The following is a 12456-nucleotide window of genomic DNA, read 5'->3' on the forward strand; positions in this document are numbered from 1 at the left end:
GTCATCGCCTGGTGCAGGACTGGAACCGGACGGCGCGGGCCTATCCGCGCGCGCGCGGCGTCCACCAGCTGTTCGCCGAGCAGGCCGCGCGCACCCCCGAGGCCCCCGCCCTGGTGTGGACCGACGCGACCGGGGCGGATCGCACCCTCACCTACGGCGAGCTCGAAGCCCGCGCCAACCAGCTGGCCCACCACTTGCGCGCTCGCGGCATCGGCGCGGACCCGGAACGTCAGGATACCGATCCCGCCCCCACCCTCGTCGCGATATGCCTCGAGCGCTCCCCCGAACTCGTCATCGCCCAGCTCGCCATCCTCAAGGCCGGCGCCGCATACCTCCCCCTCGATCCCGCATATCCCAACCAGCAACTGGCCNCCCTCGTCGCGATATGCCTCGAGCGCTCCCCCGAACTCGTCATCGCCCAGCTCGCCATCCTCAAGGCCGGCGCCGCATACCTCCCCCTCGATCCCGCATATCCCAACCAGCAACTGGCCGCGCTGATCGCCGATTGCGGAACGCGCCTCGTTATAACGTCCGATGCCTTTGCCTTGCCGCCGCTGAAGGGTATCGCCCGCCTCGATCCATGTGTCGTGCTGGAAGGCGGTGACGCTGGTGATCCGGGGCCGGTATCCTGTCCGGTAAGCGGCGCGGACCCGGCGTACGTCATGTACACCTCGGGTTCCACCGGTCAGCCCAAGGGCGTCGTCGTCCCCCACCGCGCCATCGCCCGGCTCGTCATTGCCAATGACTATCTGCAGCTTGAGGACAGTGACCGGGTCGCCTTTGCCGCCAACCCTGCCTTCGATGCGGCCACGTTCGAGCTGTGGGGTCCGCTGCTCAATGGTGGCGCATGCATCGTGCTGGACCGCGATACCGTACTTGATCCCGCGCGCATGGCGGCCACGCTGCACCATTTGCGCGTCACCGTGCTGTGGATGACGGTAGGCCTGTTCAATCACTACGCTGATTACATCGCTGTCGATTTTCCCAAGCTGCGCTGTCTGCTGGTGGGCGGTGACGTTCTTGATCCTGTCACCATCGCCAAGGTTCTGCAGCACAACCCGCCCGGGCTTCTGCTCAACGGCTATGGCCCTACCGAGACAACCACCTTCGCTGCGACGCATCCCATACTGGAGGCGCCTCAAGGCACCGCGCGCATTCCGATCGGCCGACCGATCGCCAACACGCGCATCTATCTGCTCGATGCGCGCGGGTGCCCGGTGCCCACGGGCGTCGCCGGCGAGATCTACATCGGTGGCGACGGTGTGGCTCTGGGCTATCTGCGCCGGGCTGATTTGACGGCGGCGCGGTTCGTGACGGATCCGTTCGCGGCGCAAGCCGGAGACGATGATGGGGCGCCAGCGCGGATGTATCNGGCTATCTGCGCCGGGCTGATTTGACGGCGGCGCGGTTCGTGACGGATCCGTTCGCGGCGCAAGCCGGAGACGATGATGGGGCGCCAGCGCGGATGTATCGCACCGGCGATCTGGGCCGCTACCGGGCCGATGGCACCATCGAGTTCCTCGGGCGCAACGACGACCAGGTCAAGATCCGCGGCTTCCGGGTCGAGCCCGGCGAGATCGCCGCCGTCCTCGCCCGCCACCCCGCCGTGCGCGAGGCTCTCGTCCTCGCCCGCCCCGGACCCTCAGGCGATACCCGCCTGATCGCCTACCTCGTGCTCCACGAGGCACAGCTCGCAGACCACGGGGCAGACCACACAGATCAGGCCGACCGCGCCGCCCAGCTGCGCGACCACGTGCGCGACGCCCTGCCCGCCCACATGGTCCCCGCCGCCTTCATCGCCCTGCCCGCATTCCCCCTCACCCCCAACGGCAAAATCGATCGTAACGCCCTGCCCGAACCTGATNCTGCCCGCCCACATGGTCCCCGCCGCCTTCATCGCCCTGCCCGCATTCCCCCTCACCCCCAACGGCAAAATCGATCGTAACGCCCTGCCCGAACCTGATGCCCTGGGCGGCGACCAGCAGGCCTACGTGCCCCCGCAAGGCCCGGTGGAGACGGCCATCGCCGCGGTCTGGGCCGAGGTGCTGGGCTGCGAGCGGATCGGGCGCGAGGACAACTTCTTCGCGCTGGGCGGCCATTCGCTCCTTGCCATCAGCGTCATCGAGCGCCTGCGCCGCCAGGGCTGGACGCTCGAAGTGCGCGCGCTGTTCCTCGAGCCCACCCTGGCCGGCCTGGCCGCCACCATCGCCGGTGAGGACGATGCCCTGGCCGCGGACAACAGCGCCGCCATCGCCGCAGCCCTGGCCACCACCATCCCCGAGGACTGCACCGCGATCACCCCGGCGATGCTGCCGCTGGTCGACCTGACCCCGGCCCAGATCGCGCGTATCGCCGCCGATGTTCCGGGCGGCGATGCCAATATCCAGGACATCTACCCGCTCTCCCCCTTGCAGGAAGGCATCCTGTTCCACCACCTGCTCGCCGGCCGCGGCGATCCCTACCTGCTGCGCAGCCTCGTCGCCTTCGATACCCGCGCGCGCCTCGATGCCTATGCCGCCGCGCTCCAGGCCGTCGTCGCGCGCCACGACATCCTGCGCACCGCGATCGCGTGGGAAGGCCTCGACGAGCCGGTGCAGGTGGTCCACCGCGCCGCCCGCGTGCCCGTCGAGGACGTCATGCTGGAAGACGGGGTGCCCCAGGATGGCGGCAGCGACGTCGCCGCGCGGCTCAGCGCCCGCTTCGATCCGGCCCATACCCGCATCGATGTGCGCCAGGCTCCGCTCATCCGCCTGTTCGTTACCCCCGATCCTGTCAACGGCCGCTGGCTTGCCCTCCAGCTGTTCCACCACCTGATCATGGATCATTCCACGATCGAAGGGCTCCAGCGCGAGATCGCCGCCCAGTTGCGCGGACACGGCCAGTTGCTCGACACCCCCGTTCCGTTCCGCAACTTCGTCGCCCAGGCCCGCCTGGGCTTGCCCGCCGCCCAGCACGACGCCTACTTCACCGACCTGCTCGCCGACGTCGAGGAGCCTACCGCACCCTTCGGCCTCGAGGACGTCATGGGCGATGGCACGGGGGTTACCGAAGCCCACCTCGCGATCCCCTCCGAACTCGCCCTCGCCCTGCGCGCGCAGGCCCGCCGGCTCGGCGTGACGCCGGCCAGCGTGTGCCACCTGGCCTTCGCACAAGTCCTCGCGCGTCTCTCGGGCCGCGAGGACGTGGTGTTCGGCACCGTCCTGTTCGGCCGCATGCAGGGCGGGGAGGGCATCGCCCAGACCCTGGGCCTGTTCATCAACACCCTGCCGGTGCGCATCCGTCTGGGCGAGGAGGCCGTCCTCGATGCCGTGCGCGGCGCCCATGGCCAGCTTGCCCGCCTCCTGCGCCATGAGCACGCCTCGCTGGTGCGCGCCCAGCGCTGCAGCGGCGTCGCCGCGCCCGCACCCCTGTTCACCGCCCTGCTCAACTACCGCCACTTCGCCGCCGATCAGGCCGCGCCTGACCAGATCAGAGACGGACAGGCGCCTGCCGCCCCCACCGATGGCAGCGATCCATGGGCGGGCATCACGTTCCTCGAGGGCCAGGAGCGCACCAACTATCCCTTCGCCCTGTCGGTCAACGACATGGTCGACGGCTTCTCGCTCAGCGCCCAGGTACGCGAGCACGATCCCGCCCGCGTCTGCGCCTACATGCACCGCGCCCTCGCCCTGCTGGTCGAGGCCCTCGCGCATGCCCCCGATGCCGCCGTCGTCGACCTCGATCCCGTCCCCCAGGACGAACGTCATCGCCTGGTGCAGGACTGGAACCGGACGGCGCGGGCCTATCCGCGCGCGCGCGGCGTCCACCAGCTGTTCGCCGAGCAATCGCCCAGCTCGCCATCCTCAAGGCCGGCGCCGCATACCTCCCCCTCGATCCCGCATATCCCAACCAGCAACTGGCCTTCATCCTCGCCGATACCAAAGCCCCGCTGCTGATCAGCAAACAGTCACTGCGCGATCGCCTACCGGCCTTTGGCGCCACCCTCTTCCTCGACCAGGACGCCGGCGCGATCGCCCGGCAGCCCGATACCGCGCTGCGCGCTGACGCTCTCGATCAGACTCCCTTCGATCCAGGCAGCCTGGCCTATGTGATCTATACCTCGGGTTCCACCGGCCAGCCCAAGGGGGTGCCGGTCGCCCATGGCAACCTGCTCAACCTGGTCCACTGGCACCGCGAGACTTACGCCGTCACCCCGCACGATCGCGCCTCACAGGTCGCCGGCCCCGCCTTCGACGCCTCGGTCTGGGAGATCTGGCCCTACCTCACCGCCGGTGCCAGCCTCCACATCGCCGCCGCCGCCGTCCGCCAGGACCCGGACCTGCTGATCGCCTGGCTCGCCGCGCGCGGCATCACCCTCAGCTTCCTGCCCACTCCGCTTGCCGAAGCCGTTCTCGCCCGCGATTGGCCCGAGGCCTGCGCGCTGCGCGTCCTGCTCACCGGCGGCGACCGCCTCACCCGCCGGCCTCCGCCCGGCGCGCCCTTCCAGCTCGTCAACCATTACGGTCCCACCGAGAACACCGTGGTCAGCACTTGTGCACCCGTATCCTGCGAAGGTGAGGATGCCGGCGCCGCTGCCATCCCCATCGGCCGTCCCCTGCCCAACACGCGCATCTATCTGCTCGATGCGCGGGCCCGGCCCGTCCCGGTCGGCGTGCCCGGCGAGATCGTCGTTGCCGGCGCCCAGGTCGCGCAAGGCTATCTGCGCCGGGCTGATTTGACGGCGGCGCGGTTCGTGACGGATCCGTTCGCGGCGCAAGCCGGAGACGATGATGGGGCGCCAGCGCGGATGTATCGCTGCCCGCCCACATGGTCCCCGCCGCCTTCATCGCCCTGCCCGCATTCCCCCTCACCCCCAACGGCAAAATCGATCGTAACGCCCTGCCCGAACCTGATTATGCGCTGGATGACAGCACATATATTGCGCCTGGCACTCCTATCGAGACCATCATGGCTGGGGTTTGGGCCGAGCTTCTCGGGTTGGACAAAGTGGGGCGCGATGACAACTTCTTCGCGCTGGGTGGCCATTCCCTTTTGGCACTCAAAGTTACATCCTTGCTTCAAGATCGGGCTGATATCCATGTTCCGGTTCGGCTTGTGTTCGAAACGAAAACGTTGGCAGAATTATGCAGCAAAATTCACGGCACAGATACGCTAGACGATATCCAAGACCTGAAAACCAAAGCGATGGAATTCCTGGATCATGGGCAAGAGGCACAACTTCGTCCTTTGATCGACGAAATCATTGAAAAGCAACGGGACTACCTTCAGCACTGGTCCGGACATCGCTTAAAACCCGATTCGCTTATCGTATCCCTGAATGAAACGCGCCCTGGACCAGGCCTCTTTTGGTGCCTCCAAGGCCACAATGAGCTGTCTCAGCTTGCCGCCCACTTGGAAATGCCTGTTCATGGCATGCGATCGGGCCACATGGTCATGGAATACACCTCCGAGAATGTGTCCGCCATCGCCGCACGTTACGTTGCTGAAATGACCGCGATACAACCTGCCGGTGACTTCATTGTGGGCGGCAACTGCCAAGGTGGCGTGATAGCGCGCGAGATAGCTGCACAATTACAAAACTTGGGGCGCAAAATATCTGTCTTGTTTCTAATGGAGCAATCGGATTTTCCTCCTTATCGAGAATATGTGTCTCTGATTTTCGGACAGGAAAGCTTCTTAAACCCTTATGTTGCAGACGCCGACCCGGACGTTGTTTTCAGGGAGGCATATCGTGCGGGGTATTCAGTCGATATAATTAGTGGAGGTCATGGACAATTTTTTGAAAGCCCGAACATAGAAAGTCTCACTTCCGTGATAAAAAAACAGATCCGAGCCATTTCGCAAAGTGCGGGCTCGAACATTTCAATTAGCCGATGACGCCACTAGCCGATCAGAAAATAGCGCTGGATCTGGCTTTGGCGCAATTGACACAACCTTTTTCAGGAAAGATCCGCTGCGGGGCACGAGCCATAACGCTTGGCGACGAGCATAATTTGACGCCATCAGAGAGAGCACAGATGCCGGCGTCCGTAGTGCGTGTGCTGCGAGCAAGTGCTTCGGCACGCATCGTAGCTCGACACCTTTTTACCGCTGCAAGATACCCTGTTCCGACCGACATCTGCAAAAACCAGTCCGGTGCACCGATATGGCCGAAAGGGTTCGTTGGATCGCTTAGCCATGACGAGGATTTTGCCGCAGCCGCAATTTCCAGTCAGACAGACTTCAAAAGCATTGGCATAGATGTCGAGCCGCCGACACCATTACCACAAGAGCTCATTGACATCGTGGCAACCCCTCAAGAAACCTCCCAAGCTTCAAATTTAGGCGTGCCGGTTAAGCTGATTTTCTGCATCAAAGAGGCTGTATACAAGTGTACAAATGTCTTGGATAGCGTATATCTCGATTATCACGACGTAGATGTAAATCTGGCTAATAATTACGCTTTGGTAAGAAATATTCAAAAGGTAAATATATATACTATAGTGTCTCCGAGATTGGTTGCCTTAGCTGTGATTTCGAACGAAAATCAATAACGGTTATGTGCCTGGGCACCTCCATAAACCTGCTGGTTTGAGCGAGATAAGCGTGCGGCGTTGGATTTGAAGTGATTGCGATAGAGGCGGCCTGGCAAAAACTGGACAGTAGGTTAAGTGGATTTTCTGCCTGACGGCGGCCACGGTGGCCGTGTGACAGGTGTAGAAATTAGCAAACGACCCCGCCGAAATCACAGCCCGGCGTTCAAGGCGAGGGTAGCGTTGCCGCAGTGAAGGGCGAGAAAACGCTGGCGGAACTGGCACAGCGGTTTGACGTTCACGCGAACCAGATCTCGATGTGGCGCTTTCAGCTTCTGGAAGGGCCGACCGGTGTGTTTGGCAGCGAGATGCGGGGCTCGATCGGCCGGTATCTGAGCTTACCTAGTAGCAGCAGGCCTCATTCGAGCCTTGCCGCCAAGACGCCGGATCAAGCGTACTTTGACAATCTGCCACTGGCGATAGCAGCATGAACTTGGCGTCGGTTCCGGCTGAGGGCGAATGACACCCTAAGCGGCGGTGTCTCTGGGCCAAAGGTACTCGCCAGTGAGGAGGAGGTGTGCCCATCCGAGCGGGAAGATATGGACGAGAAGATGATCGGGGGTATCGAGCCCTTCGCGGCGGCGGGCCTCAACGGCACGGGGGAGCGATTCCGGATCTCGCCTTGTCGGCCGATGCGTCTGGTGCGCCTCGCCGTTGTTGAGGCCGACTTGGGCGCGGCGCTGCATCCCGGTATCTAGGATCTATTCGATGATGAATAGCATCCGCTCGACCCGCCCGACCTCGCGCAGGGCCGCAGCCAGGTCGTTCTAACGCGGATAGGCGGCGAGCTTGCGCAAGATGCGGCTCGGTACGACCCCCTGCGCTCATAGGGGCGGCGCAGCGGAACAGGTCGGGCCAGTTGGAGACGATCAACGCCTCGCGTGCTTTGCCGCCCACCTGGAGGACCCAGGTCGGTCAGTGTGGCAGCGGGATCGAACACATACAGCCGTTCGGGCGGCAGGTCGTGGATACGCAGCACAAGGCGGTAACCGAGCATGGCGCTGATCCCGATCAGATGGTCGGTAACCCGCCAGTGTCGGGATATTGCTCCTCGATCCGCCCGGCATCGTTCATCGTCAGCCCGTCGAGCAGATAAGGAGCCTCGCTCACGGTCGCGGGGATACCCGAGCAAGGCAGCGTGATGTCGGCGACCGTTTTCATAATAATCGGCAAGCTGCCCCTTGGTCAGTTTGCCCTCGGGAAATATGACCCGGTCGCGGTTGCTGATCGTGACGGTGCTGGTGGCTGGGGCAGCGGTGACCTTCGCGACCGGCGCCTCGGCGCAAATCCGTTACAAGTCCACTCCACGACCCAGCGCCTGGCTAGCACTTGAAGCTGAGTTCCCTGTCGAAGCGACGGGTAATCTCAAGGATGAAGTCCTGATAGGTCGCGGCGTCCATAAGACGCGTGCGGTCGTATAGGCGCCGTCGGCGGACAGGTGCTTGAGTCAGGGCATCGTTTGCGAAAGTTCGCGACGATCGATTGCGTGCCAGCGCTGTCCGAGATGTCTGCAATCGTCAGATTGACCATTAGCAATCAACCATCAGTGCCGACAGCAATCTGCCGTTTACGACCGAGAACCTTCTTGCCCGCATCAAAACCTCGCTTTGTCGCCGCTGGTCCCTTGATGGACTGACTATCCACGACGGCGGCCGTCGGGCGCTGTTTACGCTTTTCGCATTCACGGTCGAGCACCAGCGTGACGTCGTGGATCGTGCGGAACAGTGGCCGGCGCACGAAGCGGCGAAACCCCCAATACACCGTCTGCCAGGGCGGGAAGTCGTTCGGCAACATCCGCCATCCACCACCTATTCGCGCCAGATAGCGAAGCGCATCGAGAACATCACGCAGGTACCTCGCCAGCTTGCGTCCGCGCTTGGCCAAGCGCGGCAGGAAAGGCTGAATGAACAGCCATTCTTCGTCCGTAAGATCGCTCGGGCAGCACTTCGATCGCTTTTCAAATCCAGCCATCTGGCTGCGGCTCACTTGGGTCCACATCCCAAGCTTGAATCACGCCCGAGCCGCCGCAGCAACACAATCTCAAAACGGTCTCTCAGACCAACCCGGCCACCTCTTTACAAAAGAGACACAAAACTTATGATTATCATCACATCTTTAATAAACACGTCTACATTTTAACTAAAAAAATTAACCAATATTAACATTTGACACATGTGCTTTGTGATTATAAATTTATTTTGCCTAATGGGCACTTCGAAACGAAAACGTGGAGGAAGTATCATGAGTTTGCTACAGAGCCTGCTTGGCGGACTTCAGCTTTTCATTTTTCCTTAGACTCATCATTTTCGGCAAGGGCGGGAAAACCCGCCCTTGTCATTGAGATTGAGCAACCTCACGTCTGGTAGATGTAAGGCTTTGTTGTCGCAGGCCCATGTTTCGTGGATTTCGACGAGAGCGGCGGTGACGAAGCGCAGGCGCCTGTTCGTTGTGGCCGACCCTGAACTTGACGGTGCGGCGCTTGAGTTCCTGCTGAATGAGGCGCTCGATCGGGTTGGAGGTGCGCAGTCGCCGGCGGTGACCGCGGAGAGCTTGAATGTGGGCGGTCTGCCATGCCGACTGGTGGTTAGCGGCTCAGTAGCTGAGCCGCAGATTACGTCCGCTTTCCACTGGTAGTATTGAAAAACTCTAGCTTGAAGTATCCTGCTTGGTCTGATTCACTGTTCTGGCAAGACGGAGACAGCCCTATGATGGGCTAGCGAACCATGGCGCAGGAGGCAGCTTCAACCTGGAACGGCACGTATCGGCAGGCCATCTGCTGCATGGGCGTCCGCTCGGAACGCCGGTGGTGCGACGAGGTGCACCTCAACCTACCGGACCAGTCGCCGCAATGCTAGCCGCGATTGTGGCGCTGGCTTCATCGCTGTCAGCTTCGAGCAGGTCCATGAGGCGGTTGTCCCATTCACGGTTGAGCAGCCCTGCACGGGGTTCCTGAAGTTGGTGGCTCATGCCGCCGGTGCCCCAGATTTGGACGTTCAGGTCTTCGGGGAAGCTTTCCACCGCACGGCGGATCGCCTCGCCGAGGGACCAGCAGCGATTGTCCGAGGGAACCAGGTAGGTTACGAAATTGACCGCAAGCGGGATGATCCTGGCCAGCCAGCGGTCGGGCTGACCGAACATCATCGACAACGGACCGCGAGGCCGTGGTCCACGTCCATTTCTTTGATGACGGTCATGCCAAACTCGTCGAGGATCAGGCACTACGCGATATGCCAAGCGAGGTCGGCGCGGCTTTCGACCTCGGGAAACGGGCGCGCCCCCACCCCTCGCCGGCGGGCTTGTAATGCTCGCCGCAGCCGATCGCTGGTCATCGAATGCTTCGTCGCGCTCGGCCTCAATTATGCCAGGAATCGCGATCTTGGCCGACAGGCCATCATAGAACGTACGGCGTGCCTCTATATGAGCAGGCTTATTTTGGTTCTTACCGGTTGGCAGATCGTCGATGTCGGGGTGAATAAGGATGTCGATGTCCTCGGAGAACCGATGGATAAGGCCATGCCCTTTCGAAAGCGACATTCCGCCTTTGAGCTCGAAGCGGAAACCCAACTGCTGCAAACCCCAGAGAGCGTGCATGATCCAATAGTCCTTCTCCACCAGTCCCGGATCGATTGCCTGCTCGCGTGAGACGACTGCAAGGAGATCGTCGAAATCCTGATGATCGTGCAGCAGCATCTCGTGCGCCTTCAGGCTCGCTCGAGAACTAGCGCGAGCAAGCGTTCAGCCCGCGCGGAGCCAAAGTCCTGGACGGCCTTGGCGAGACGCGAACGGTTCATTTCCTTCGCCCGCTCGAGCGCGCGCGGAAGCACTGCCGATTTGTCTTCCGGCAGCCGGTCGAAGATTGTGCAGCAGATCGACCAGCAGGACTTCCTTGGATAACCGCTTGGGCACAGACGGCCGCATCCGGAAATCATAGACACGCCCGTCGAGGGTGAACTTCCCGTGCCGCTTGCGGTTGTAGACGACCGGCTCGTTGTAGAGCTGCGTCGTACCGACCCCGAGCCCGTTGAACGCATTTGGCGAGACCATCAGAAAACGGTCGTCACCAAGGAATGTCTCGACGAGCTTTTCGGGCTTGGCCGGCGGCCTGATGTTGTTGTAGTCGTAGTGCCACTCGACCCGTTTCTCGCTGGCCCACTTCAGGATCGCACGGCTCGTGAACTCGGTGCCGTTATCGCTGACGATGCAAGCCGGTTTGCCGTAGAGGCGCACCAGCGTGCCCAGCTCGCGGGCCACCCGCACACCCGAGATGCGGGTGTCCCCCACCAGGCACAGGTTCTCGCGGCATGCGTCATCGTAGATCGCCAGGATGCACAGCCGGCGGGACGCGCCGAACGTGTCAGCCACCAAGTCCATCGACCAGCGATCGTTAGGCCGCAGCGGGACCGGCATCGACGTCCGGCTGCCGCGAGCCCGCTTGCGTCCGCGCCGGCGGCGGACAGACAGACCCTCCTTCCGGTACAGCCGGTAGAGCTTCTTGTGGTTCATGATGTGCCCCTTGCGTTCGAGCATCACGCCGACGCGCCGGTAGCCGAAGCGGCGACGCGTAGCGGCAATCTCGCTCATCTCCTCGCGGATCTCGGCATGGTCAGGCGGACGTTCTCGCCGGACCGTCTTGGGGTCGACGCCGATCAGCCCGCAGGCTCGGCGCTGCGAGATCTGGTAGTCCCGCACCACGCCCAGCGCCGCGTCCCGTCGCTAACCTGGCGTCGTCAGGCTTTTCCCAACAGGTCCTTAAGGATCGCATTCTCGAGCACTGTCTCGGCCAGCAGCCGCTTGAGCTTGCTGTTCTCGTCCTCAAGCTGGCGCAGGCGCCTGGCATCGGACACCTCAAGCCCGCCGTATTTCGCCTTCAGCTTGTAGAACGTGGCAGGGCTCAGCCCATGCTTGCGGCAAACCTCCGCCGTCGACAGCCCGGCCTCCTGCTCCTTGATCATCCCGATGATCTGTTCCTCCGTGAAACGGCTCTTCCTCATCCGTCTGCTCCTTCGAGTGGGACAGACTCTACATCAAATCGAGGGGCCAGAGAGGGAAGGTCAATGGTTGGCCTCGAGGACGCGGCGCAAGGTTTCTCGCCCAAAAATTGAGTGCGAAGCTATCGCGATCTTTTTCTCGTTGGACGCGCCTGAACGCCGCCGGACGTCCTCGGAATTCAAACAGAAGAGAACCCGAACCACCGTGGTCCTGACCGTCAGCAGCATGCTCAGTGAGCGACGGCGGTGAGCCTGTGGTATGATCGGTCTGGGTCATGTGCGGAGGCTCCGGGATCGTGGATCAGCATGAGGGACGGTGCGGTGATGATGGGACGGATGAGCCGTGCCCGATCTGCCGGGGCGAAGAACTCGACCCGGATTTCCTCGCGATGATCAAGCAGGCAGCGGCTCAACCGGGTCAGGTCATGACGGCGGACGAGTTTACAGCATGGCTCGACGCTCAGGCGGCGAGCAGCCGATAAACCGACGCGCGGCCGATCTGGAGACGCTTGGCGATCTGGGTGGCACCGAACCCCTGCTGGCGAAGATCGCGCACAGCGTCCGGGCTGATCGTCGAGGGACGGCCCTTGTAGACATCGCCCCTGAGCTTCGCGGCCTCAATGCCCCGGCGCTGACGGGCACGGATGAAGTGCTTCTCCATCATCCCCACGAGCCCGAACACGGTCAGCATGACCTCGGCCATGATGTCGGTGCCGTCGAGCGTGATGGCCGGGTCATTGATCCGCAGCACCGCCTTCTTCTCAATGACGCGCTTGGCGATCGTCAGCAGGTCGCCAGTGTCTCTGGCGAGTCTGTCTGGATGAAGGGCCAGAAGTTGATCTCCCGGTTCGAGCAGGCGCAGGGCAGCTTCGAGTTGGTCGCGGCCAGTGAGCTTC

The 12456-nt window shown here is 62.6% G+C and carries 7 protein-coding genes and 7 pseudogenes; 8 read left to right on the plus strand and 6 right to left on the minus strand.

The window, feature by feature from the left end; all coding sequences use genetic code 11:
* Positions 1-11 precede the first annotated feature (11 nt).
* From ASE49_RS18750 to ASE49_RS18245, 8 genes and pseudogenes are all read left to right on the plus strand, one after another.
* Positions 12-371, plus strand: a 360-nt coding sequence (locus ASE49_RS18750; protein ID WP_235522958.1) for an AMP-binding protein, incomplete at its 3' end; no start/stop codon positions are given.
* A 1-nt stretch (position 372) separates the two neighbouring features.
* Positions 373-1371: pseudogene (locus ASE49_RS18950) on the plus strand (AMP-binding protein); the annotation flags it as partial.
* 40 nt (positions 1372-1411) lie between these two features.
* A partial coding sequence (locus ASE49_RS11600; RefSeq protein WP_442945988.1) for an AMP-binding enzyme occupies positions 1412-1864 on the plus strand: 453 nt, incomplete at its 3' end.
* 13 nt (positions 1865-1877) lie between these two features.
* Positions 1878-3935 (plus strand): condensation domain-containing protein, encoded by a 2058-nt coding sequence (locus ASE49_RS18955; RefSeq protein ID WP_056772198.1) that lies wholly within the window; start codon positions 1878-1880, stop codon positions 3933-3935.
* Positions 3839-4642: pseudogene (locus ASE49_RS18960) on the plus strand (AMP-binding protein); the annotation flags it as partial. The gene ASE49_RS18955 and the pseudogene ASE49_RS18960, both read left to right, overlap by 97 nt.
* Positions 4643-4806: 164 nt before the next feature.
* Positions 4807-5877 (plus strand): phosphopantetheine-binding protein, encoded by a 1071-nt coding sequence (locus ASE49_RS11620; protein ID WP_056772208.1) that lies wholly within the window; start codon positions 4807-4809, stop codon positions 5875-5877.
* Positions 5874-6533: a 4'-phosphopantetheinyl transferase family protein gene (locus ASE49_RS17805; protein ID WP_082456421.1), complete on the plus strand. Its 660-nt coding sequence runs from the start codon at positions 5874-5876 to the stop codon at positions 6531-6533. Before ASE49_RS11620 ends, ASE49_RS17805 begins: the two co-directional genes overlap by 4 nt.
* A gap of 168 nt (positions 6534-6701) precedes the next feature.
* Positions 6702-6880, plus strand: a pseudogene (locus ASE49_RS18245) (transposase); the annotation flags it as partial.
* 159 nt (positions 6881-7039) lie between these two features.
* Here the strand turns inward: ASE49_RS18245 and ASE49_RS17815 are convergent.
* The 6 genes and pseudogenes from ASE49_RS17815 to ASE49_RS11665 form a co-directional block, all read right to left on the minus strand.
* Positions 7040-7694: pseudogene (locus ASE49_RS17815) on the minus strand (Tn3 family transposase); the annotation flags it as partial.
* A 414-nt stretch (positions 7695-8108) separates the two neighbouring features.
* Positions 8109-8558 (minus strand): transposase, encoded by a 450-nt coding sequence (locus ASE49_RS11635; RefSeq protein WP_162234244.1) that lies wholly within the window; start codon positions 8556-8558, stop codon positions 8109-8111.
* An 888-nt stretch (positions 8559-9446) separates the two neighbouring features.
* A pseudogene (locus ASE49_RS18250) lies at positions 9447-9894 on the minus strand (protocatechuate 3,4-dioxygenase); the annotation flags it as partial.
* 59 nt (positions 9895-9953) lie between these two features.
* A pseudogene (locus tag ASE49_RS18880) lies at positions 9954-10262 on the minus strand (nucleotidyl transferase AbiEii/AbiGii toxin family protein); the annotation flags it as partial.
* 429 nt (positions 10263-10691) lie between these two features.
* Positions 10692-11563 (minus strand): annotated as a pseudogene (locus tag ASE49_RS18760) (IS3 family transposase); the annotation flags it as partial.
* Between the two features lie 457 nt (positions 11564-12020).
* The coding region (locus tag ASE49_RS11665) for a recombinase family protein (RefSeq protein ID WP_056772228.1) at positions 12021-12456 on the minus strand (436 nt) is incomplete at its 5' end.

This window comes from Novosphingobium sp. Leaf2, assembly GCF_001421325.1.
In the GTDB taxonomy this organism is placed as follows: domain Bacteria; phylum Pseudomonadota; class Alphaproteobacteria; order Sphingomonadales; family Sphingomonadaceae; genus Novosphingobium.